22 protein-coding genes are annotated in these 23888 nt (G+C 57.8%); 14 read left to right on the top strand and 8 right to left on the bottom strand.

The annotated features are described in order from the left end of the window. Window positions 1-156: 156 nt before the first annotated feature. Together I9184_RS03090 and I9184_RS03085 are read right to left on the bottom strand one after the other, a co-directional pair. Entirely contained in the window at window positions 157-1281 is a 1125-nt protein-coding gene (locus tag I9184_RS03090) for a porin (protein WP_171631603.1), read from the bottom strand. A 308-nt stretch (window positions 1282-1589) separates the two neighbouring features. Beyond that, window positions 1590-3191 carry an NAD(P)H-hydrate dehydratase gene (locus tag I9184_RS03085; RefSeq protein ID WP_209832743.1) on the bottom strand — a complete coding sequence of 534 codons (1602 nt, stop codon included), beginning with the start codon at window positions 3189-3191 and terminating at the stop codon, window positions 1590-1592. A gap of 171 nt (window positions 3192-3362) precedes the next feature. Between I9184_RS03085 and I9184_RS03080 the strand changes: the two genes are divergently transcribed. The 5 genes from I9184_RS03080 (at window position 3363) to I9184_RS03060 (ending at window position 7884) form a co-directional block, all read left to right on the top strand. Beyond that, window positions 3363-3701, top strand: coding sequence for a P-II family nitrogen regulator (locus tag I9184_RS03080; protein WP_152458342.1), 339 nt, complete (start codon window positions 3363-3365; stop codon window positions 3699-3701). A 41-nt stretch (window positions 3702-3742) separates the two neighbouring features. After that, a complete protein-coding gene (gene glnA / locus I9184_RS03075) occupies window positions 3743-5149 on the top strand; it encodes a type I glutamate--ammonia ligase (RefSeq protein WP_171631589.1) in 1407 nt (468 codons plus the stop codon). 126 nt (window positions 5150-5275) lie between these two features. Next, the gene (locus I9184_RS03070) at window positions 5276-5923 is read left to right on the top strand and encodes an MSMEG_1061 family FMN-dependent PPOX-type flavoprotein (protein ID WP_209832741.1); all 648 of its coding nucleotides are present in this window, start codon (window positions 5276-5278) and stop codon (window positions 5921-5923) included. Window positions 5924-5989: 66 nt separating this feature from the next. Next, entirely contained in the window at window positions 5990-6778 is a 789-nt protein-coding gene (locus tag I9184_RS03065) for a lytic murein transglycosylase (protein WP_209832739.1), read from the top strand. A 197-nt stretch (window positions 6779-6975) separates the two neighbouring features. After that, window positions 6976-7884, top strand: coding sequence for a hypothetical protein (locus I9184_RS03060; protein ID WP_209832737.1), 909 nt, complete (start codon window positions 6976-6978; stop codon window positions 7882-7884). 36 nt (window positions 7885-7920) lie between these two features. Here the strand turns inward: I9184_RS03060 and I9184_RS03055 are convergent, their stop codons facing one another. Further along, complete coding sequence (locus I9184_RS03055; protein ID WP_209832735.1) at window positions 7921-8664, bottom strand: DUF3445 domain-containing protein; 744 nt, start codon at window positions 8662-8664, stop codon at window positions 7921-7923. Between the two features lie 123 nt (window positions 8665-8787). Here I9184_RS03055 and dddP point away from each other — a divergent pair, with 123 nt between their 5' ends. Next, complete coding sequence (gene dddP / locus I9184_RS03050) at window positions 8788-10131, top strand: dimethylsulfonioproprionate lyase DddP (RefSeq protein ID WP_171723038.1); 1344 nt, start codon at window positions 8788-8790, stop codon at window positions 10129-10131. 10 nt (window positions 10132-10141) lie between these two features. On the opposite strand, the gene I9184_RS03045 is transcribed toward dddP, so the two are convergent. Beyond that, window positions 10142-10336, bottom strand: a complete 195-nt coding sequence (locus I9184_RS03045) for a hypothetical protein (RefSeq protein ID WP_171631450.1) — start codon at window positions 10334-10336, stop codon at window positions 10142-10144. Between the two features lie 275 nt (window positions 10337-10611). Between I9184_RS03045 and I9184_RS03040 the strand changes: the two genes are divergently transcribed. Further along, complete coding sequence (locus I9184_RS03040) at window positions 10612-11826, top strand: bifunctional alpha/beta hydrolase/OsmC family protein (RefSeq protein ID WP_209832733.1); 1215 nt, start codon at window positions 10612-10614, stop codon at window positions 11824-11826. A gap of 30 nt (window positions 11827-11856) precedes the next feature. Here the strand turns inward: I9184_RS03040 and I9184_RS03035 are convergent, their stop codons facing one another. The 3 genes from I9184_RS03035 to I9184_RS03025 form a co-directional block, all read right to left on the bottom strand. Next, window positions 11857-12186: a hypothetical protein gene (locus I9184_RS03035; protein ID WP_209832731.1), complete on the bottom strand. Its 330-nt coding sequence runs from the start codon at window positions 12184-12186 to the stop codon at window positions 11857-11859. 10 nt (window positions 12187-12196) lie between these two features. Then, on the bottom strand, window positions 12197-12757 hold the full coding sequence (locus tag I9184_RS03030) for a hypothetical protein (RefSeq protein ID WP_209832729.1): 561 nt from the start codon (window positions 12755-12757) through the stop codon (window positions 12197-12199). 174 nt (window positions 12758-12931) lie between these two features. Next, the gene (locus tag I9184_RS03025) at window positions 12932-13264 is read right to left on the bottom strand and encodes a hypothetical protein (protein WP_209832727.1); all 333 of its coding nucleotides are present in this window, start codon (window positions 13262-13264) and stop codon (window positions 12932-12934) included. 88 nt (window positions 13265-13352) lie between these two features. Here I9184_RS03025 and purB point away from each other — a divergent pair, with 88 nt between their 5' ends. The 4 genes from purB to I9184_RS03005 all read left to right on the top strand — a co-directional run bounded on the left by purB (window position 13353) and on the right by I9184_RS03005 (window position 17805). Next, on the top strand, window positions 13353-14657 hold the full coding sequence (gene purB / locus I9184_RS03020; protein ID WP_171228076.1) for an adenylosuccinate lyase: 1305 nt from the start codon (window positions 13353-13355) through the stop codon (window positions 14655-14657). Between the two features lie 373 nt (window positions 14658-15030). Next, window positions 15031-15573, top strand: a complete 543-nt coding sequence (locus I9184_RS03015) for a tetratricopeptide repeat protein (RefSeq protein ID WP_209832725.1) — start codon at window positions 15031-15033, stop codon at window positions 15571-15573. Window positions 15574-15669: 96 nt separating this feature from the next. Further along, window positions 15670-16743: a FliG C-terminal domain-containing protein gene (locus I9184_RS03010; RefSeq protein WP_245218018.1), complete on the top strand. Its 1074-nt coding sequence runs from the start codon at window positions 15670-15672 to the stop codon at window positions 16741-16743. A gap of 138 nt (window positions 16744-16881) precedes the next feature. Continuing rightward, window positions 16882-17805: a lysophospholipid acyltransferase family protein gene (locus tag I9184_RS03005; protein WP_171631433.1), complete on the top strand. Its 924-nt coding sequence runs from the start codon at window positions 16882-16884 to the stop codon at window positions 17803-17805. Here the strand turns inward: I9184_RS03005 and I9184_RS03000 are convergent, their stop codons facing one another. Then, window positions 17806-18507, bottom strand: coding sequence for a DUF1223 domain-containing protein (locus tag I9184_RS03000; protein WP_209832722.1), 702 nt, complete (start codon window positions 18505-18507; stop codon window positions 17806-17808). It lies immediately after the preceding gene. A gap of 223 nt (window positions 18508-18730) precedes the next feature. On the opposite strand from I9184_RS03000, the gene acnA reads away from it, so the two are divergent. The 3 genes from acnA (at window position 18731) to I9184_RS02985 (ending at window position 23884) form a co-directional block, all read left to right on the top strand. Continuing rightward, on the top strand, window positions 18731-21421 hold the full coding sequence (gene acnA, locus I9184_RS02995; protein ID WP_209832720.1) for an aconitate hydratase AcnA: 2691 nt from the start codon (window positions 18731-18733) through the stop codon (window positions 21419-21421). A 119-nt stretch (window positions 21422-21540) separates the two neighbouring features. Beyond that, complete coding sequence (locus I9184_RS02990; protein WP_209832718.1) at window positions 21541-23043, top strand: BCCT family transporter; 1503 nt, start codon at window positions 21541-21543, stop codon at window positions 23041-23043. Window positions 23044-23182: 139 nt separating this feature from the next. Further along, a complete protein-coding gene (locus tag I9184_RS02985) occupies window positions 23183-23884 on the top strand; it encodes an SDR family oxidoreductase (protein ID WP_209832716.1) in 702 nt (233 codons plus the stop codon). The last annotated feature ends 4 nt before the right edge of the window (window positions 23885-23888 follow it).

Here is a 23888-nt window from a genome sequence, read left to right as displayed (position 1 = left end):
CGCAAAAAGGGCGCGCCGGGCAAATTTGAAGCCTTCTATTTGCCCAGCCGCCCACGTGCAAGGGGCAAAGGCTGAATCCAGTGGTATTTGATCGCCAAAACCGAAAAAAAGAACGCCCCGGAAACCGGGGCGTTCGCGCTTGTTCCAGCCGGGCAATCAGAACTTCCAGCGTGCGCCCAGAACCCATGCCTCGTTGTTGTCAAAGGATGTGCCGTCATCGAAATCGTGGTTGCGGTATTTCAGATAGACATCCGTGTTGATCGGTTCGACTTTCTGCACGACCGCGATACCCCAGGCTTTGGTGTCAGAACCGTTGCTCTGGAAATCCGAGCCATCATAATAGTCGATACCGACGCCAGTCTTGCCCCAGGACACCCAGTTGCCTTCGTACGAGATCTTACCGTACCAATAGTTCGGATCCGTGGCACCGGCCTGATCATCGTCGCGCGTACCGCCCGCAATCGTAAAGCCCAGGCCACTGGGAAGCAGGACAGAAGCAGAACCGATCGTATCTTTGCGATCCCCCGAATTGTTATCCCGGTCTCTTACCGAATAGGCAACGGCTGCAGCGAACTCCACACCACCGGCAAAAGTGTTTTCGTAAAACAGACCGACGTCATAATAGTCGTCGTCGTCGCTGCTGGACAAAATGTTCTGACCGTAAGCGAATCCGGCGGAGAACCCATTGAACGACGGCGTATCATACCGCACACGACCACGCCGCGCGCCGTCAAAGTTGCTGGAACTGTCACCCACCGTAATACCGCTCAGCATTCCGGTCGTGTCGCGATAGAAGAACCCTGCATTTTCATCGTTGGTAAACGAATACAGCGCGGTTCCGACATATGACAGATCAACCTCTGCGGCGCCATCGGCGACCATGCTGCCCTGACCTGCCGAAAACTTGCCGTAGCCACCTTTCAACGAGAAGTCCACATGGCGAATGTCTTCGCGATTCCATCCATCTGCGTTGGTTCCGAATTGATCGGCAGACGCCGAACCCGGCAGGCCAAGGCCTGTTTCGAACCAAAACTGGAATTCGTTGCTTCCATATGGCTGCACAAGACGCAGGCCAACACGGCTGTTTGACAGATCGTTGTCGAGAACACGGGTCTCGGTATCCTGTCCGTCATCCACCGAGATCAAGGCGGGGTGCAGCTGTCCATACAACAGTACATATCCGCCACTATTGTTTTCGTACTTCATTTCCGCCACAGCCGGGATGGCGGTCGTCGCAGTCAGAACAGCGGCTATTGATATCGGTTTGATGTTAAGGGTCATTTCACTCACCATGAAAGGTTCGGGTTTCAGGTACTGTCCAATTGCTTACGAAATGCGAGCGTTCCAGTGGCCCGCATTCACTCCCTCGCAAGCATTGCAAATTCGCAACATGGCATATCGAAAAATTGGTTATTTTTCATTTTATTTCATACGGTTACAAATCCATTCGAAGATCCAAAGCACAGTGTGCAAATAAATTGTGACGTCCAGCTATGCATCTGGCAAACATTCGGTCTGCATTGATGTGAACCTTGACGGCGGATTTCCGCCGACTCGCCGTGAATTGAGCCGTTCCACGCCCAACAAACTCAAATATTCAACTTTCTGAAAACCTCCGGCACCTGTTCCGGCAAATCTTCCGCGATCAAACCCGGCCCGAACTGGCGCGCACATTCCACATGCAGCCACGCCGCAGTTTCCGCCGACCGCATTGGTGGCAAACCTCGCGCCAACAAACCTGCGATGAACCCTGCCAGCACATCACCGGACCCGGCCGTCGCCAACCATGGGGCCGCTCTTTCGTATACGGCCAAGTTGACCACGCACCGGCCATCCGGCACAGCGATCACCGTGTCCGGGCCCTTGAACAGAACTACGCACCCAGCCCGTTTTGCAGCAGCACGCGTTGCGTCCACCTTGGAAAACGCCGGGCCTTTGGCCGGTTGCGCGTTCATCTGCGCGGCAATGTCCGGGAATACCCGTGCAAATTCCCCGCCATGCGGTGTCAGTACGCATTTGTCGTGCAATCGCGCGATCAGGGCGCCGGGATCCTCGGCAAAAGCTGACAAAGCATCCGCATCCAACACGGTCGCCCGCCGCGCAGCCAAGGCCATCGGCACCAGTGCCCGCGCCCGCTCGAATCCCAGCGCAGGCCCCAGGCAGAGCGCATTCAGGCGCGTATCCTCAAGTATTTCAGACAATCCATCAGCCCCATCAACCCGCTGCAACATGAGGGCCGTGATCTGGCTGGCAACCTCCATCTGCGCAGACGGCGGCACACCCAGCGTCACCAACCCCGCTCCAACCCGCAAAGCCCCCCGCGCCGCCAAACGCGCGGCCCCTGTTTTGCCCGCCCCCCCGGACAGGATCAAAGCATGACCGTGTGAGTATTTGTGGCCAACCGAAACTTTCGAAAGCTTCACCCCGTCAGCCTCGGTCGTGTGAACGATCTGACCGTCTTCCAGTGGTTCAAGCCCGATCGACTTGGTTCGGACCGTCCCGCAGGTCACCGGACCATCGCCCAGAACATGCCCAAGCTTTTTACTGTGAAACGTCACCGTCATGTCTGCAACTATCGCCTGACCAAGAATGCGACCACTGTCGGCGCACAAGCCGCTCGGCGCGTCAATTGAAACGACCTTTACGCCTAGATCTCGCAGCAGGTCTCTGACCGGCGCATTGGCCAACATGGAAAACGCCCCTGAAAATGGCCGGGTGAGACCCGTGCCAAAAGCCCCGTCGACAACCAGATCAATGCTCTTTGGAAACCCAAGAAAATCGTCCGCCAACGGGGCGGAGTCGACAGCGAAGACGCGAACCTCGTTCTTTGCCCCCCATCTCTCATAATTCACCCGCGCATCCGGAGGCAGCTTTTCCGGGTCTCCATACAGGAACACCTCAACCGCCCACCCCTGCTTCTGCAAAAGCCGCGCCACGACAAACCCGTCACCCCCATTGTTGCCCGGTCCGCACAGCACCACTGCGCGCAGCGGATCCTCTTCATCTGGCCCTAAATATCCCGGGGAGCGCGAGGGGCTGGCCCCTCGCCTGTCCAACATGGGCCATTCTTCGAAAATCGCGTCAACAACACCCTGGCCGGCCCGCTCCATCAGTTCCAGACCGGTCACGTCACCAGACTTGATGGCGGCCTGCTCAATGGCCCGCATCTGTGCCGCTGTCAGCAATTCCATCCTTTCACCCCGCGCCTGATTCAGTTTTGATTACTTTTTGTGCAAGTCGCTCAAAAATTAGCACCCGACCGTTTTTCCAAGCATCCCGACCTGCACGATATCGCAATCACATTGCCGCCCGATCTTAGACGTGATCACTGCCCCTGAGACAACCATTCAAGGTGAACCGGGATGAAAAAGATCGAAGCGATCATCAAGCCGTTCAAACTGGACGAAGTAAAAGAGGCCTTGCAGGATGTGGGCGTCCAGGGCCTCAGCGTCATCGAGGTCAAAGGCTTCGGTCGCCAGAAAGGCCATACCGAACTGTATCGCGGCGCCGAGTATGTCGTCGATTTTCTGCCCAAAGTTAAAGTCGAGGTCGTATTGGACGACGACCAGGTCGACGCCGCGATCGAAGCCATCGTGTCGGCCGCCAAAACCGACAAGATCGGAGACGGCAAGATTTTCGTCTCGCCCGTCGACCAGGCCATTCGCATCCGGACCGGTGAGACCGGCTCGGAAGCGCTCTAACTCACACGATTACTGACACATCTATCAAAAGGACAAAGGGAATGAGCGTAGACGCAGTTCTCAATACAATCCGCGAAGAAGACGTCGCCTATGTCGACATCCGCTTCACCGACGTGCGCGGCAAGCTGCAACACGTCACGGTGGACGTCGATCTGGTCGACGAAGACTTCCTGGAAGAAGGCTTCATGTTTGACGGCTCGTCCATTGCGGGCTGGAAGTCGATCGAAAACTCGGACATGAAACTGATCGCCGACACGACCTCGGCTTACATCGACCCGTTTTATGCGGAAAAGACACTGTGTCTGCACTGCTCGATCGTTGAGCCCGACACCGGTGAAGCCTATGGCCGCGACCCGCGCGGAACCGCGCAGAAAGCCGAAGCCTACCTGAAGTCCAGCGGTATCGGTGACGTTGCCTATATGGGTCCCGAAGCTGAATTCTTCCTGTTCGATGACGTTCGTTTTTCCAACAGCATCAACAAGGTATCCTTCGAAGTTGATGCAACGGATGCGTCGTGGAACACCGACACCGAATATGAGATGGGCAACATGGGCCATCGCCCGGGCGTCAAGGGCGGCTACTTCCCGGTCAACCCCATCGACGAAGCCCAGGACCTGCGCTCGGAAATGCTGTCGACCATGAAACGTCTGGGCATGAAGGTCGACAAGCACCACCACGAGGTTGCATCCTGTCAGCACGAGCTGGGCCTGATCTTCGACAGCCTGACCAAGCAGGCCGACGAGCTGCAAAAATACAAGTACGTCATCCACAACGTGGCACACGCCTACGGCAAGTCGGCCACTTTCATGCCCAAGCCGATCGCGGGTGACAACGGCACCGGCATGCATGTGAACATGTCGATCTGGAAAGATGGCAAGCCCCTGTTCGCCGGCGACAAGTATGCCGACCTGTCGGACGAGGCGCTGTACTTCATCGGCGGCATTCTGAAACACGCCAAGACCCTGAACGCCTTCACCAACCCGGCAACCAACAGCTACAAGCGTCTGATCCCAGGTTTCGAAGCCCCCGTTCTGCGGGCCTATTCGGCACGTAACCGTTCGGGTTGTGTGCGTATCCCATGGACTGAAAGCCCCAAAGCCAAACGTGTCGAGGCGCGCTTCCCCGATCCGGCCGCCAACCCCTATCTGGCGTTTGCCGCCCTGCTCATGGCTGGTCTTGATGGCATCAAGAACAAGATCAACCCCGGCGAGGCGATGGACAAGAACCTGTACGACTTGCCCGCCGAGGAACTGGCCGACATCCCGACCGTCTGCGGCAGCCTGCGTGAGGCTCTGGAAGCTCTGGCATCCGATCACGACTTCCTGCTTCAGGGCGATGTGTTCACCAAAGACCAGATTGACGGCTACATCGCGCTCAAGATGGAAGAGGTGGAAACCTACGAGCACACGCCGCACCCGGTGGAGTACGGCATGTACTACAGCTGCTAAGCTGAGTACGGAAACGATTTCGCAGGGCGCCCCTTCGGGCGCCCTCGTCATGTCTGCCCACACGGTTTGACGCGCCGCCGTTGATCCAACAAACTGGTGAGAACACTCCCGACCGGAGACGACAGTATGCCTTGCGATACCTCACCTTTCTCGAAATTCTCAAACCTTGTGACATCCGAACAGGAGCTGAGGAGGATCTCTGGCCATCCGCTGCCGCAGATCACCGCCAAGGAGGTGTCCTCTCTCGATCAGATGTGTCGCGATTTCATAGCGACCTCGCCATTTTGCCTGATCGCTTCGGCCAACACGGATGGGCATCTTGATGTGTCACCCCGTGGCGACCCGCCCGGCTTTGTTCAGGTGCTGTCCGATACCCTGATCGCGATCCCGGATCGGCCGGGAAACAAACGCGTGGATACGTTTCACAATGTTCTCAAGGATCCGCGCGTCAGCGTCCTGTTCTTTGTTCCGGGCAAGATGGAAACGCTCCGCATTCGCGGCACAGCCCGTATCTGTGCTGACACCCGTTTGCTTGAAACCATGGCCATTGACGGGCACCCGCCCAAACTGGCGCTGCTCATCCATGTCGCGACAGCATTTGCACACTGTCCCAAATGTGTAATCCGCGCACATCTGTGGCAACCCAAAGACTGGCCGGATTCGACCCATCTGCCAAATATGAATGCGATGATGGTGAAACACGCCCGCATCAATGCCACTCCAGAGGAATGGTTCGAAACGCTCAGAAAAAAGGGCGAGCTGGACCTTTATTAACCGCTTTGCCCAAGACGCAGCCCACGCTAGGCTAACCGCAGATTTCAATTCCATCGGATTACGCCCATGTTTCGACTTGCCACCATTCTTGCCCTTTCCCTGACGTCCCCGGTTCTGGCCGCACCCTGTGGCAACACCAGCGCTGGATTTGAGGCATGGAAGGCCGATTTTGCCAAACAGGCACGCAAGGCGGGGGTGAAAAAGAAAGGTCTGCAAGCGCTGTCCCAGACACAATATGCCACGCGCACCATCGCCGCAGACCGCAATCAAAAAAGCTTCAAATACTCGCTGGACAAGTTCTTGCGAGTCCGAGGCGCTGATACAATCGTCGCACAGGGGCGCAAACGCAAAGCCGCCAACCCGAACTATTATGCCGCCTTTGAGCGGCAATATGGTGTTCCTGCGGGCGTTTTGATCGCCATTCACGGCATGGAAACCGGCTTTGGCAATTTCATGGGCGACAGTCAGGTTGTTTCCGCAATCACAACATTGGCCTATGATTGTCGCCGGTCAGAGTTCTTTATTCCCCACGCAATTGGGGCACTGAAACTGGTCGACATGGGCAGTATCACAATGTCGACAAAAGGGGCAAAACATGGCGAACTGGGCCACACGCAATTCCTGCCAGGCAACGCCCTGACCTATGGTGTCGATGCTACGGGCGACCGGCGCGTGGACTTCTACAACATGACGGATGCATTGGCCTCAACCGCCAATTTCCTTCGCCAGAAAGGGTGGAAACCGGGACGCGGCTATCAACCCGGAGAACCAAATTTTCGCGTCTTGCAGCAGTGGAATGCAGCCTCTGTCTATCAGCAATCCATCGCAATAATGGCTGCCCGAATCGACAATTAGCCCCGCCGCACCGACAACACGCGCTGCGCCCAATTTCGCCACATTTCCGCCACAGTGACAAACAAAAGCCTTTGGTTGCTTGGTTTCCAAAGCGTAACCAATCGCCGGTAAATTTCACTTTTTTGCATTTTTTGCCAAATTCTCTGCAAGAAGGGGTGCTAACCTTTGGCTGACAGAATGTAAAAAAGGACAGGGCAGTGGCTCGGAAGCACAGCTACCATGGCGGCCTGCAATTTGATGGCGACGCAACTGGCGCGATAGAGCGCTTTGGAACGATCGTCGCCACGACGCTGGAAGACTACGGTCATCTGGTCGAGCGCAAGGCCCTGCTCAGCGCGACCGAGGCCAGCATCGTCTCGAGCCAGTATCTTGTGCGGATGACTCTGGATACAGGCACCTCCGGACAGCAGGACCGATACGAGCGCATGGATCGCGCTGCGGGGTTGAAAACCATAACAAAGCCCCGCGTGTCACATCCACAAAACAGGTTGGTACTGACAATAACGCCAGTCTCGCCACTTTTGGACGACGCCGAGATTTCGGAACTGATGCTGGTAGTCACTCTGTATCGCATGGTCGATATCTGTTCGACCCGGCGGGTTGAATGGTTGTCGCCACACACGGTTCTTACTGTCGAGCACTTCATGAGCGCCTTTGACACCCTGACACCAAGCCGAACAAGCCGGGATCGAAAGCAGATCTTTCAATCACTGACCGGACAGTTCGCCGGGATGCAGCAGTCTGAACAGGATGACACGATCACTGCCTTACACACTCCTGCCGCGCGTCCAATTCAACTGACGGACGAACAATTGCTCAGCATCGCGTTCCGAAGCGACGAGGCAGACCTGCCCACCCGGAAGGACGCAGGCGCTTCCATCGCGGATGATGACAAGCCAAGCGACATCCTGCGGCTCAGCAGTTGGTGCTTGACCGGAGTTCTGGCCAGCATTTCAGCGCCAATTGCCGTATCGATGGCCGCAGTCAATCTGATCCGGGGCGAAGATTTCCGCCTGAACACACAGGTGCTTGTATTCACATTTGCCATTGTCGCACTGAACGCCAGCAACGCGTTGGCCGATGTAGCGGGCGCCTTGGGCATGTAAAGGAATTATCGAAGACCCTCCTAGGAGGCCCCGCCATCAGGCGGGGTTTTCCGTTTTTGGGATCGCGTTTGCGGCCAGAACGTATGTGTGGATGGAAAACACGACCGCGTTGGTTTTCGGCAAACGCAATAGCGTCTGCCGCTCGCTTCGCAGATAAGACGCTTGACGCCGGTCCCGTATTTTGCGCGGCTCACTTGCACTGCGAGGCTGGAACAGCTCCGGGTCTTCGTACCACAGGGCGTTGAAGCGCCACAGCGGGCGACCGGGTTGAATACCGTCGAATAGCCTCTGCACCCGTTTCGCGACATTGGCGTCATAGCTTTCCACGGGCACGTGGATATCAATCAACGGTCGCATGAATTTCTCGGACAGGCGCCAACTGGCAGGGAAACACAGGATGGCACCCGTCAGAACATGCTCATTTCCCCGTTTCTGAAGGATGCAGAAGTCCTCTTGTACCAGCCTGCACAGCGTATCAAGCGGACAATCCCGATCGATCGCGACGGATACGCCATCCGGCCTTGCGGCCTCTGCCCCGGCCGTGGGATATGTCTGTGTCAACACCAGATCCAGCAACTCTTGCGCGGCAGGTTTGGCCCCAGGATCAAGCGCAAGAACATCGTCGCGCCGCTCAGCCAGAATTTCTTCGCGGCGCCGCATTTGGTCGGCAAAAGCCTCATCCTGATCTAGCCAGCTTTCCATGGTTGCCGGTTGAATACCCGGCAAAGCGCGTGGGCTTTCGACATCATACGGAATCTTGTTTTGCAGAATACGAGTCATGCTGGAGGCTTAGCATGCGCAACTTTTCTTGTCGGTCGAAAACGACAACCTCGCCGTCGCATTTTTCTCAGACGATTGGTTGTGGCGGATGAATTGTAATTGGAACAAGCAATGAGGCCAGCCATGAACCAGCACTATCGAGACACGCGCAAGATTGACCCCAGCCGCGGCACGACATTGGGCGATGGTACGCCGAACGAAAATGACCGGATCGAGATTGGGCCGACGCAGCTTGCGTTTGACGAGTGGGCCGCTGCGGGGCTGGAACTTCCCAATCTGGCACGGATGCGGGAACACCGCTGGAAGAGGCTGACACAGGCCATCGTGGACCGCGGCTATGGCGGCTTGCTGATTTTTGACCCGCTGAATATCCGCTATGCCACCGACAGCACGAATATGCAGCTGTGGAACACCCACAATCCGTTTCGGGCGGTTCTGCTGTGTGCGGATGGCTATATGGTGATCTGGGATTACAAGAACTCCCCCTTCCTCAGCACCTTCAACCCGCTTGTGCGCGAGCAGCGCTCGGGCGCTGACCTGTTCTACTTCGACCGGGGCGACAAGGTTGACGTGGCCGCAGATGTGTTCTCGAACGAAGTACGCGTACTGATCGAAGAACACGGCGGCGGCAACATGCGCCTGGCCGTCGACAAGATCATGCTGCACGGATTGCGCGCGCTCGAGGCGCAGGGGTTCGACATCATGGAAGGCGAAGAGCTGACCGAGAAGACCCGCGCCGTCAAAGGGCCCGACGAAATCCTGGCCATGCGCTGCGCCAGCCATGCCTGCGAAACTGCGGTTGCCGAAATGGAACGGTTTGCCCGTGCCAATGTCGGCGACGGCAAGACCTCGGAAGATGATATCTGGGCTGTTCTTCACGCCGAAAACATCAGGCGTGGCGGTGAGTGGATCGAAACCCGTCTGCTGGCTTCGGGCCAGCGGACCAACCCGTGGTTTCAGGAATGCGGCCCGCGGATCACCCAGCAGAACGAGATCATCTCGTTCGACACTGACCTGATTGGTTCTTACGGGATTTGCATCGATATTTCCCGCAGTTGGTGGATCGGCGATCAGAAGCCGCGCGAGGACATGATCTATGCCATGCAGCACGCCCATGAACACATCATGACCAATATGGAGATGCTCAAGCCCGGCGTGATGATCCCTGAACTGACCGCAAATTCCCACCGGCTGGACAAGAAGTTCCAGGCGCAGAAATATGGCTGCCTGATGCACGGCGTCGGCCTTTGCGATGAATGGCCGTTGGTTGCTTATCCGGACAAGGCGGTTGAAGGGGCCTACGATTATCCGCTGGAACCCGGAATGGTCTTGTGTGTCGAAGCCTGCGTGGGCGAAGTGGGTGGCGATTTCAGCATCAAGCTGGAGGATCAGGTTCTCATAACCGAAGACGGATATGAGAACCTGACGAAATACCCCTTCGATGCCCGGTTGATGGGGCTCGAGTGAGGCCGGCGCCTCATTCTGACCAATGAGACCGGCGCACGTTGCCGTGCCAGTCTTCGACAGTTGGACTTACCTGAGCCTGCGGCCCGCTGAAAACTGCGGGCCGGGATTGCCCGACGGCAAAACCCACGAGGCCAGCCAGAACAATCGCCATGACTGTACTGGGTAGTATCTTTGGAAGATGTGCGGCAACGTCTGCATGTGCCATCTGCGTCTCCTTTATCAATTGCTGTAGGCCGTAGATGGGCTTGATTGCAGCATAAGTGAAACGAATGTTTGTTTTACATCTTATCACAAACACTGATGAAGCGCCGACCACCCCCAAAATAGCGGCCGCGCCTGTCACCGCCCGGGGCATCTTTCGGATTGCAAGGTGCTCGCTTGGTTCTCACCTTCCCGTGACGCGTTTGACATAAGGGTTGTGACCCGGCGGGCTTGACCACAGTATTGGGGATGTTTCCCCGAACCGTTCAAGGAGCCGACATGCCCACGGAACGCATCACTTTTGCCGGACATGACGGCAGCCAATTGGCCGCGCGGCTGGATTTGCCGGATGGTCCGGTCCTTGCGACGGCCCTGTTTGCCCATTGCTTCACCTGTTCCAAGGACATACCTGCGGCCCGGCGCATTTCGGCCCGCCTGGCGGCCATGGGAATTGCAGTGCTTCGGTTCGACTTTACCGGCCTGGGTCATTCCGAAGGAGAATTCGCCAACACAACCTTCACGTCGAATGTCGAGGACCTGATCTCGGCCGCGCAATATCTGGCCGGACGAAACATGGCCCCTGCCCTGCTGATCGGTCACTCGCTTGGCGGCGCGGCGGTTTTGCGGGCGCGTGCCGGAATTCCGACGGTCAAGGCCGTGGTCACCTTGGGCGCACCGGCGGATCCCGGCCACGTGTCCCATCATTTCGAGGATGCCCTGCCCCAGATCGAACAGCAGGGCAGCGCCGAGGTCACCTTGGGCGGGCGCCCGTTTCGAATTGGCAAAGCGTTTGTGGACGACATTGCGGGGTCGGCCCTGTCTGCCTCGATCGCTGATCTCAAGGCCGCTTTGCTGATCCTGCACGCTCCTCGGGACGAAACGGTCAGTATCGACAACGCAAGCACCATCTTTCTGGCTGCAAAGCACCCAAAAAGCTTCGTCACCCTCGACGATGCCGATCACCTGATCACACGGGCCTCTGATGCTGAATATGCCGCGGATGTCATCTCGGCTTGGGTTTCGCGCTATCTGAAACTTTGCCCACCCGCGCCGCCCCCGGGTGCGCCGGAAGGTGTCGTTCGCGTAACAGAAGCGGATCCGAATGGCTTCATGCAGGATATTCAGGCAGGCCCGCACCATCATGCCGTTGCAGATGAGCCAGCCTCTTATGGCGGCACGGATAAGGGCATGTCGCCTTATGGATTTGTCTCATCCGGCCTCGGCGCCTGCACGTCCATGACGATAAGGATGTATGCGCGCCGCAAAAAATGGCCGCTGACCAGTGTCAGCGTCGATGTCTGCCATGACAAAGTTCATGCTCAGGATGCCGGTTTGGCGAATGAAGGCAAAGTGGATCAGTTCCGCCGCAAAATCCGCCTGAGCGGCCCGCTTGATCAGGAACAAAAACAGCGCCTGCTGGAAATCGCAGACAAATGCCCGGTTCACCGGACACTTGAAGGCTCGGCGCATATCACGACCGAACTTCTTACCTGAGAGAAGGCCGCCGGACAGGCGGCCTTTTGATTATCTGCGGCGTGGTGCCGGACGATGGATCGGTGGCCGCGCGGCAGGTGGCCGGGCCACCGGGGGTCGCGGCCGCGCAGGAGGTTTGGCAACCGGTGGATTCGGGCGCTCGGGACGCACGGGCCGATCAGGTCGATCTGGGCGGTCCGGGCGGTTGATATCAACATTCACATCGACATCGCGATAGTAGTCGTTCCACAGCATCGAGTCATAGAACGGGTCATACCCGTATCCGACGCCGACCGTTACGCCGTCACAGGCCGACAACGTCAAAGTCGCGGCCCCCAGCCCCAATGCGAGGGAAATCCGTTTAATCAGTCCAATGCGCATCTTGCCCCCCTCACAGAAGCGACCGGAACGACGCGAAAACGGCGTTCAAGTCTTCGGCGAAATCCGGGTCTGCCCCATCCCGCAGGATGGCAACAGCTATGGCGACACGGTTGCGCGGCAAGTCAATGACAGTGGCCGTGAAGTTCACCCCCTTGCCATCGCGGCGCCCTGTCCCCCGAAAGACACGGGCGGGCAACCCGCCGATGCGGATGTCGCTGGTGCTGGTAAGGGTCGGGTCTTTGACCAGAAACTTGTCGATATCCTGCAAGTAGCGGACCCCATCCTGAATGGTCGCAACCCCTGAAGGTGAAACAAACCCCATCCAGACGTTGTCGTCCGTTACGGGACGCAGCCCCATGACCCGAGCCACCGCACGCGGATCATCCAACCCGGTGTCTTCGATCTCACGCGGGCCGCCAGTGCGCAGCACCCAGAAATCTGGAACGTCGAACCGAAACAGGGCGCGACCATCCTCGGTATATGTCACCGGTGTGTCGGCCAATGCTGATCCTGCCCCACCCAGCCAGACAGCGGCGCAAGCGGCAAGAATTTGAGATGATAATAAACGCATATTTCAATAACCTGATGATTTCTTCACCCTCAGCTTGACCGCTGAAAGCGCGACTTGTCCAGCACTGCGTTGCAAAGACCCAGAAAAACCGCGTTCCGGTATTTCCCTTCCCCGCACGTGTCATCTGCCTCTTGCAAGCATCACGCCCCAGTTTTTCAGACAAATACATGAAATCTATTGCGCATAGACCCCGACGGTCTGGCCGCCCGCATCATCAACGAAACGGATCGCGTCCCCATTTCGCCAGACGTCGTAGCAGGCCCACAAATCGGCAGGTGGCCATGTCGAGCAGTATTGATCCCCTCTCACCGCCCAGCGCCCGACACTGGGCCCGCCCGAGAAATACTGCGTGGTCATGCTGGCTTCGAAAACTTGCCAAACACCCGCGCCGTATTCCAGCTTCTTGCCCGCCAAGGCTGACAGGATTTCCTCTCCGGACAGTTTCTGGAAGTCTCCGGCCGTCAAAACACCCGGCCAAAGGGCGAAAATCAGGGCAAACCGTCTCATACCTGCTCTCACATCTTGTTCCCTTGCGCACAGGCGGCTAAACCCCGCGCCAACGCCTCATCCCAATCACATAAAGGTGCTGCCGCCAATGATTCCCCGTTATTCCCGCCCTGACATGGTTGCCATTTGGTCGCCCGAAACCAAGTTTCGCATCTGGTACGAAATCGAGGCGCATGCCTGCGATGCCATGGCCGATCTGGGCGTGATCCCGCGCGAGAATGCAGAAGCCGTTTGGAAAGCCAAGGACGTGGAATTCGACGTCGCCCGTATCGACGAGATCGAAGCCGTAACCAAGCATGACGTCATCGCCTTTCTGACCCATCTCGCCGAACATGTCGGCAGTGAAGAGGCCCGGTTCGTGCACCAGGGCATGACCAGTTCAGACGTGTTGGACACCTGCTTCAACGTCCAGCTGACGCGCGCGGCGGACCTTCTGATCGCCGATCTCGAAGGGCTTTTGGCAGCGCTCAAGCGCCGTGCGTTTGAACACAAGGACACCGTTCGCATCGGCCGCAGCCACGGTATCCACGCAGAGCCTACGACAATGGGCCTGACCTTTGCCCGGTTCTATGCCGAGATGGACCGCAACCTGTCCCGTATGCGCGACGCCCGCGCAGAAATCGCAACCGGGGCCATCAGCGGCGCCGTCGGCACATTCGCCAATATCGATCCCGCCGTCGAGGAACATGTCTGTGACAAACTGGGCCTTGTGCCCGAACCGATCAGCACCCAAGTGATCCCGCGTGATCGCCATGCGGCCTTCTTTGCGACGCTTGGCGTCATCGCCAGCAGCATCGAAAACATCGCCATCGAAATCCGCCACATGCAGCGGACCGAGGTTTTGGAAGGCGCAGAATTCTTCTCGATGGGCCAGAAAGGCTCGTCGGCCATGCCGCACAAGAAAAACCCGGTGCTGACCGAGAACCTGACCGGGCTGGCCCGCATGGTACGCGCGGCAGTGATCCCGGCAATGGAGAATGTCGCGCTCTGGCATGAACGCGACATCTCGCATTCCTCGGTCGAGCGCATGATCGGACCGGATGCCACGATTACACTGGATTTTGCGCTGGCCCGTCTGACCGGTGTGATCGACAAGATGCTGATCTTCCCCGAAAACATGCTGGAAAACATGAACAAATTCCCCGGTCTTGTCATGAGCCAGCGTGTTCTTCTGGCCTTGACCCAGGCAGGGGTCAGCCGTGAGGACGCCTATGCCATGGTCCAGCGCAACGCGCTGAAGGTTTGGGAACACCGCACCGATTTCAAACAGGAACTGCTGGCGGATGCCGATGTAACGGCCGCGCTCAGTCCCGAAGAAATCGAAGAGAAATTCGACCTCGGCTATCACACCAAACACGTTGATACGATCTTCGCCCGGGTATTTGGCGAATAAGGTACGTCTCGACGCCGCCTTCACACGGCCCGGTCTGCAATGCGCAGGCCGGGCCTTGTTTTTTGCCAGACTGCCCGAAATCGGTTATTCTGCGAATGATTTTTGGGGAGAGGCACCATGATCCGTACCGTTCTTTGCTCACTTGCACTTGTTTGTGTGGCATCTGCCGGCCTTGCATGCAGCGGGCATTCCAAACAGACGCAATCCTGCGCACCCGGCACAACCTGGGACACTGAAACGCAAAGCTGCACGAAATCGGTCAACAGCTGACGAATTTCTGTCCGACTTGTGAATAAAAGCAACCGTTCCACTGTTAGCTTTTTTGTAGATCGCACTATGATTTTGTGAGCAGCCCCGAGAACGGAGTAAGAATATGCGCCTTTTGTTAGCTTCAGCCCTCGCTTTGCAGGCCTTCGCCTTTGCCCCGGTGGTCCACGCCGCAGGCGGCGACAGCAGCAGCCCGCCGAAACCGACGAATACGACCAAGAAATGTTTGTTCGGTCGGGTCTATGACGAAGCCAGAGGCCGGTGCGTCAAACCCAACAAAACCAACCTGTCGGAAGATCAGCTTTACGACGCCGTCCGCGAACTGGCCTATGACGGGCAATACGGGCACGCGCAGGATATCCTGCGGATCATGGATCAGGACGACGACCGTGTGCAGACCTATTGGGGCTTTACCTACCGCAAGATGGGCGAGCTGGAGCTGGCGAACGTCTTTTACCAGAATGCCATCAATGCCAATCCCGACAATCTTCTGGCGCGCAGCTACATGGCGCAAGGCTTTGTAACCGAAGGAAAAACCGATCTGGCAATCGAGCAATGGCGTGAGATCAAAGCCCGCGGCGGCGAAGGGACCTGGGCCGAGACGTCTCTGCGCGAGGCTATCCGTACAGGGTTTACCTACAGCTACTGAGCTTCAGGGTTATTTAACCCGACTCCCGTTAATCTGCCCGTGGTTCGGAAAATTTGGCACTACGGGCAGATGCAGGACACAAACGCTTTGATACAAATGGCAAATGGGGGGTCTGCCCCACTTGCCGCGGGGGATGAACACGCGCCGCAAGTTGTTCCGCGCACGTTGACCGGTCAGCAAAAAGCGGCCGTTGTCGTGCGCCTTCTGTTGAACGAGGGCGCCGATATTCCACTTGAGGAACTGCCTGACGACCTGCAAGAGACATTGACCCATCAACTTGGGCAAATGGGCCTTGTGGATCGTGTAACCCTGGGCGCAGTGGCCCGGGAATTCAGCGACGCTCTGGACAATGTCGGGCTGGCTTTTCCACATGGGCTTGCAGGTGCATTGGATGCGGTGAACGGAAAGATCGCACCATCGACGGCCGCGCGCCTGCGCAAGCTAGCCGGGGTGCGCCAGATCGGCGACCCATGGCAACGCCTGCGTGACGTACCCGTTGAGGATCTTGCCAAAATGGCTCAGGCGGAAAGCACCGAGGTGGCGGCTGTCATGCTTTCAAAGATGGATACCGCACAGGCGGCGCAGATGCTGGCCCATATGCCGGGCCCGGTTGCGCGGCGCATTACCTATGCCATCTCGAAAACAACAAATGTCACCCCCGAAGCGGTTGAACGTATTGGCTGGTCGCTGGCCGCGCAACTGGATCAGCGGCCTGCTCAGGCTTTCGACAATGGTCCGGGCGCACGCGTGGGCGCGATCCTGAACCAGTCGGCGGCCGCGACACGCGATGACTTGTTGAACGCATTGGACGAGGACGACGCCGAATTTGCGGATCTGGTACGCCAGTCGATCTTTACCTTTGCCCATATCCCAAGCCGTATCACGGCCCGCGATGTTCCCGCCATCCTGCGTGAAGTGGAACAGCCGGTTCTTGTCACCGCACTGGCAGGTGCCGCCGCGGATGATGACAAGGCATCCGTTGAATTCATTCTGTCAAACATTTCGTCCCGCATGGCCGACAATCTGCGCGAGGAAATGGCCGAACGTGGGCGCGTCAAACAATCGGAAGCCGAAGATGCCATGACACAGGTGGTGGCCGCCATTCGCGTTCTGGTCGATGCCGGTTCCATTGTTCTGATCGAAAACGATGACGAGGAAGATGCAGCCTGACCCCGCGAACCCGCAGGTATTGCGCGATCCGGCCACCTGCTGCGGGTTCAGGTTTTCCGCCCGTCTGAGCGCTTGAGCTTGCAGGCATCGGGCTGTATGTCTTTCTCAGCAATTCGCAACACGCGGTGAGACACCTCCATGCCCGTTGAAAAGTCGGAGCTCAGCCGGTTTGAGCTTGGGAAATACTATGTCGCCAACCTGTTTCTTCAGGGGGTCATCCGCGTTATGCGCATGCTTCCCTATGAGCGGCGTATTGCAACGATGGGGGCTATCGTGCGGTTTCTGGCACCTGTTGTCGGGTTTCGCAAACGTGTCCGTCGGAATCTGAAGCTGACTTGCCCGGACTTGCCTGAAGCCGAAGTCAGGCAGATCTGCCGCGATGTGCCGGACAATGCCGGTCGTGCGATCATGGAACATTTTTCTCCGGAAGACTTTATCGAACGGCAGAGCAAGGCCAAGATTTCTGGGCCAGGTATCGCTGCATTTGACGCGGCTGTTGCCGAGGGGCGCCCGGTCATGATGATTACGGCGCATTTCGGTCACTACCTTGCAGCGCGCATCGCCTTGCAGACATACAGCGGTCAGCCCATCGGCTGCCTGTATCGGCGGATGGCCAACCCGTATTTCAACGACGCTTATGTCGAAGCTTTCTACAAGACAGGCGCCCCGATGTTCGAACAGGGGCGGCGCGGTATGGTCGAGATGGTGCGCTCGTTGAAAAAGGGTGGGATCATTGCCATCGTTTCAGATCTTCACGCAATGGGCGGTGAAGAATTGATGTTTTTCGGTAAACCTGCAGTGACATCCGTGCTGAACGCCGAGTTGGCCATCAAGTACAATGCCGAGCTGATTCCGTGTTACGCGGTACGTCAGCCCAACGGTCTTGATTTTGAGATCGTTCTGCACGAACCGGTTCCGCACACCGACCCAAAAACCATGACCCAGTTCACCAATGACGATCTGGAAAAGATGGTGCGGCAGCATATGGGGCAATGGTTCTGGATTCACCGCCGCTGGAAACACTGGAACGGGTTGGGCATCAAGCCGGAAGAGATGCCCTGATCACCTGACCCGGGTGGCGGCAACAATCGGCCCTTCCCCGGCCCTTTGAACCAGAACGACAGCCGGCAGGTCCAAACCAAGCTGAACCGTGAATGATTGCGGCGCAGTTCCATCCCACTGCCCTGCAATCTGCCAGGCCTCAACGACATTGGCATAGTCCAGCTCGTGCCCGGCCAGCTCTCCACGACGGATCGAAGCGTGCCGCATGGGCGAATACTGAACCACATGCACGTCATAGGTATCGCCTTTCGGCAACTCGACGGGCGTCACATCCACTGTCACTTCATCGGCTGAGCGCACGGCCGTCACAAGCGCTTCGGGCGCTGCTTTCAGATGCGCTTCGATCAATCGATCAAGTTCACGGGATTGCGCTCCGACGATGTCGTGCTGCCCGTTGATCACCATCTGCGGGGTGTAGATCATGGAACGCCCCCCCTCGCGGGCATAAGCCCGCTGCCGGAGCGTATGATCGGGGTCTGCGTATTCGTCCTTCCACCCGATATAGTCCCAGTAATCGACATGCAAAGCCAGCCCTATGACGTCGTCGCGCTTGGCCAGATCATGCATGATCCGATCTGCCGGCGGGCAGGATGAACACCCCTGAGACGTGAACAGCTCAACCACAACCGGGTCTTCCTCGGCCGCGACCTGTACGGCCACAAGGCAGGAAAACACGGTGGTCAAGGCAATGGATCTGAACATGAGAACTCTCGGGTTGAGCGGTTGGATCTCAGGGATAGCTGCTTTGACACTCAACAGCCAATCAAGGTTTCTTGAGGCTTTGACGCATTCCCTCCGCGAAAAGTGTACAATAGTATACAAATTTCCCTCTCGGCGCGTGTTCAGCCTTGAACACGGGGGCTTGGTGATGCAGATAACACTCAGCAAATCCCAATATCCAAGTCATTTGAGAGGGAGGCCAAAGATGCCCATCAAAGTCGGACAGGATAACGCCAAAACGCGCCGCAGTCTGAGCGTGAATGGTAAATCCATTTCCTATTATTCGATCCCTGCCGCGCAAGAGGCCGGTCTGGGCGATTTCTCGAAACTGCCTGCCGCACTCAAGGTGGTTCTGGAAAACATGTTGCGGTTCGAGGATGACGGGTTTTCGGTCTCGGTCGATGACATCAAGGCTTTTGCCGAATGGGGCGCCAACGGTGGCAAAAACCCTCGTGAAATCGCCTATCGCCCTGCCCGGGTACTGATGCAGGATTTCACCGGCGTTCCCGCTGTGGTGGATCTGGCCGCGATGCGGGACGGCATCAAGGCGTTGGGCGGCGACGCGCAAAAGATCAACCCGCTGAACCCTGTCGATCTGGTCATCGACCATTCGGTGATGATCGACGAATTCGGCAACCCGCGCGCGTTCCAGATGAATGTGGACCGTGAATACGAACGCAACATGGAACGGTACCAGTTCCTGAAATGGGGTCAGGGTGCATTCAACAACTTCCGCGTTGTCCCCCCCGGCACCGGCATCTGCCACCAGGTGAACCTTGAATATTTGGCCCAGACCGTCTGGACCGACACCGACCAGAACGGTGAAGAAGTCGCCTATCCCGACACGCTGGTCGGCACCGACAGTCACACCACCATGGTCAACGGCATGGCCGTGCTGGGCTGGGGTGTCGGCGGGATCGAGGCCGAGGCCGCGATGCTGGGTCAACCGATCTCGATGCTGATCCCCGAGGTCGTGGGCTTTGAGCTGACCGGTGATCTGGTCGAAGGCACCACCGGCACCGACCTGGTTCTGAAGGTCGTGGAAATGCTGCGCGAAAAAGGCGTTGTCGGCAAGTTCGTCGAATTCTACGGCGAAGGCCTGGATCGTCTGCCGCTGGCCGACCGTGCGACCATCGCCAACATGGCCCCGGAATACGGCGCGACATGCGGCTTTTTCCCGATTGACGGCGAAACGCTGCGCTACATGCGCAACACCGGCCGCGACGAGGATCGCATCGCGCTGGTTGAAGCCTACGCCAAGGAAAACGGTTTCTGGCGCGATGAAAACTATGCGCCGATCTACACCGACACCCTGACCCTGGATATGGGCACGATTGTTCCGGCAATCTCGGGGCCCAAACGCCCGCAGGATTATGTTGCGCTGACTGACGCCAAGGCCGCATTCGCCAAGGAAATGGCCGAGACCTTCAATCGCCCGATGGGCAAACAGGTCGAGGTCAAAGGCGAAAACTATGGCATGGAATCGGGCAAGGTCGTGATCGCCTCGATCACGTCCTGCACCAACACGTCGAACCCTTACGTGATGATCGGAGCGGGCCTCGTGGCGCGTAAGGCAGCCGCGCTGGGGCTGGATCGCAAGCCTTGGGTCAAAACCTCACTGGCACCGGGGTCGCAGGTTGTGTCCGCTTACCTCGAGGCCGCGGGCCTTCAGGAGGATCTGGACAAGATCGGCTTCAACCTCGTCGGATACGGCTGCACCACATGTATCGGCAACTCGGGGCCGATTCAGAAAGAAATCTCGGAGGCCATTGCGGAAGGCGATCTGGTCGCCACTTCGGTCTTGTCCGGCAACCGCAACTTCGAAGGCCGCATCTCGCCCGACGTGCGCGCAAACTATCTGGCTTCGCCGCCTCTGGTCGTCGTGTACGCCCTGGCAGGCACCATGGACATTGACCTGACATCCGAACCGATCGGTCAGGACAAGGACGGCAACGACGTCTATATGAAAGACCTCTGGCCAACGCAGCAGGAGGTCGCGGAACTGGTCGAACAGACTGTCACGCGCGAAGCGTTCCAGTCGAAATACGCCGACGTCTTCAAAGGGGACGAGAAATGGCAGTCGGTCGAAACCACCGATGCGGAAACCTATGACTGGCCGCCGACATCGACCTATATCCAGAACCCGCCCTATTTCCAGGGCATGGGCCCCGAACCGGGCACGATTTCCAACATCGAAGGCGCCAAGGTTCTGGCCATTCTGGGTGACATGGTCACGACCGACCACATCTCACCTGCTGGGTCATTCGCAACGACCTCGCCCGCAGGCCAGTACCTGATCGAACGTCAGGTTCAGCCGCGTGAATTCAATTCATATGGTTCACGCCGCGGCAACCACGAGGTGATGATGCGCGGAACTTTCGCCAACATCCGCATCAAGAACGAGATGCTGGACGGCGTCGAAGGCGGTTACACCAAAGGCCCGGACGGTGAACAGACGTCAATTTATGACGCCTCGATGGCCTATCAGGCGAACGGCACCCCGCTGGTGGTATTCGGTGGCGAGCAATATGGCGCGGGCTCAAGCCGCGACTGGGCGGCCAAGGGCACGGCGCTGCTGGGCGTCAAGGCCGTTATCGCCGAGAGCTTTGAGCGTATCCACCGTTCAAACCTTGTTGGCATGGGGGTCATTCCGTTCGAGTTTACAGGTGGCGACACCCGCAAAACCCTGGGGCTGAAAGGGGATGAAACCGTTTCGATTCACGGGCTGGATACGATCGAGCCGCTACAGGAAGTCCCGTGCACCATCGTTTATGGCGATGGAACCGAAAAGACCATCACCCTGAAATGCCGTATCGATACCGCGCCCGAGATTGAATACATCGAAAACGGTGGCGTGTTGCATTACGTCCTGCGCAATCTTGCGAAGGCATCATAACCGATACCAAAGCGTGCAATTCAAACCCCCGGCCACCCGCCGGGGGTTTTTTGTTTTCTGGTCATTTATTCGAAAACCTGAAACTGTTGGGCAAGGTCGTCAACGGAAAACCATTCGCCATGAAGAAACCCAACGCCCTGCTGGTATGTTCGCTCAGCGTAATTGCCGTGATCGGGATATGGGGTGTCGTAGACATTCAAAGTCTGGTGACCTGGGCAAGCGGCATCGTCCAGCAGACCTTCCACAGCCGCGGCTGGTTCGTGATGCTCGCCGCTTCGGGTATGTTGATCGGATGCCTGTTTCTGGCGTTTTCACCCTATGGAAATATTCGCCTTGGCCGGGATGACGAGGAGCCAGAGTTTTCCACCCCCACATGGATTTCAATGCTGTTCTCCGCCGGTATGGGCGTCGGCCTGTTGTTTTGGGCGGTGGCGGAACCGCTGACCCATTTCAACTTCATCTCCGGCATGGCGCCGGATTTCATCGCGGCGCAGCAGGCGATGCTGGCGACAAATTTCCATTGGGGGCTGCATGCCTGGGCGATTTATGGCTCCACCGCGCTGACCATTGCCTATTTCAGCTTTCGGCGCGGTACGGGGATGATGGTCAGTGCGCCGATCAAAAACCTGTTTCCCGGCAAACGCTGGGCTGAACGTGTCGGGTGGCTTTCGGACTTCATGGCGATCATCGCCATTGCCATTGGTGTCGGTGGCTCCATGGCCATGGGCGTGTTTCAGGTGGCAGACGGCATCGCAGTGCTGGGCGGTCGGGAAACGGTCGGCGCCCTTTTGATTGGTGTCGTGTTTCTGGCAATGGTTGCTGCGTATATCCCGGCACTCTTGATCGATCTGGGCCAAGGCATGGCGCGCCTGTCCAATGCCGCCATGCTGATCGCAATCGGCCTTGTTGCCTACACGGTGGTCCTTGGCCCCACCGAATACCTTCTGAATACCATCGTTCAGGGGTTCGGCGACTATGTCACCAATGTCATCCCCAGGGGATTTCAGACCTTTACGTTCTTCGGCGATGACGTCACCAGATGGTTCAGCGACTGGACCCTTACCTACATGGTCTGGTGGATTGCCTGGGGCCCGTTCGTGGGCGTCTTTGTCGCGCGTATCTCTCGCGGTCGCACGATACGGGAATTCGTGATCGGCGTCCTGTTCGCCCCCACGCTGTTTTCAATCCTCTGGTTCGGTGCCTTTGGTGGCATTGGCCTGTTCGAGGCACTTAATGGTGCGGGCGAACTGCTGGCCTATACGCAGACAAATATCGAACGCGTGACCTTCGCCCTGCTCGACCGACTTCCACTTTCCGTGATCACCACGCTTGCAACGGTACTGGCCGCCTTTCTGTTCATCGTGACCAGCGTCGTAAGCGCAGCCTTTGTTCTGGGCACCTTCTCGACGGGCGGGGACGAGAACCCACCGCCGCGTGTGCGTCTGATCTGGGGAGGATTGCTGGGACTGCTGAGCGTTGCAATGATCCTTTCGGGATCCGTGGACTCGGTGAAGATCCTCATCTCGCTTGGCGCATTGCCCTTTGTCTTCATTTCGGTCCTGCTGATGGTTTGCCTGTTCCGCGGGCTCAGAGAGGAGGGCCAACGCAATGCTGATCGGTGATCTCACGGACACATTGATGAACCTTGTCACCTTCGCGTTCATCGCGGCAATGCTCTGGATATTGCTGCGCAAGTGACCGCATTCCGGCAGCGCAAAAATCAACGTTGAATCCCGGGCGCTTTGCCGGTCATCTGAGTTCATGGAAAAAGTAGCACTGATAACCGGTGGTGCCCGTGGAATTGGGCGGGCAATAGTCGAAGACCTGCGCGGTGATCACCATGTCGCCTTCACCTGGTTGGCCAGCCACCCCGATTCAGAATTGCTGAAAGGCGACGTTCTGACGATTCAGTCTGACCTTACAAAAGACAACCAACCCACCCGGGTGGTCGAAAAGGTCATTGATCACTTCGGGCGACTGGACGTGATCGTAAACAATGCCGGTCTTGTTCGCTCCACTCCGAAACAACAGTTTCAGGCCGCGGACCATCGCGCCATTCTTGACCTCAACGTGCTGGCCCCCGCCGCGTTGCTTGCTGCGGCATTGCCGCATCTGAAACGCGGCGCTTCGATCGTCAGCATCTCATCGATGAACGCAACATTGCCACCGCGGGACGCCGCGACCTACGGGGCAAGCAAAGCCGCGCTGAACCTCTGGACGCGCGCCATGGCAAAAGAGCTTGGCCCGGACGGAATCCGCGTCAACGCGGTTGCACCGGGTGCCATCAACATCCCCGAAGCCCCCCGCCCTGACGATCTGACATCGCTATTCGTCAGGGAAACGGCGCTGGGCCGGATAGGAACTCCGGAAGACATCGCCAGGGTCGTTCGGTTTCTGATCTCGGACGCGGCGGGATTCGTAACCGGAGAGGTCCTGGGCGTGACCGGAGGCTATCGCTTGTAAGGCG

Origin of the sequence: Ruegeria sp. HKCCE3926, from assembly GCF_017872515.1 — a bacterium.
In the GTDB taxonomy this organism is placed as follows: Bacteria; Pseudomonadota; Alphaproteobacteria; order Rhodobacterales; family Rhodobacteraceae; genus Ruegeria.
The sequence above is the reverse complement of the archived record's forward strand: the minus strand, read 5'-3'. Positions and strand labels throughout refer to the sequence as shown.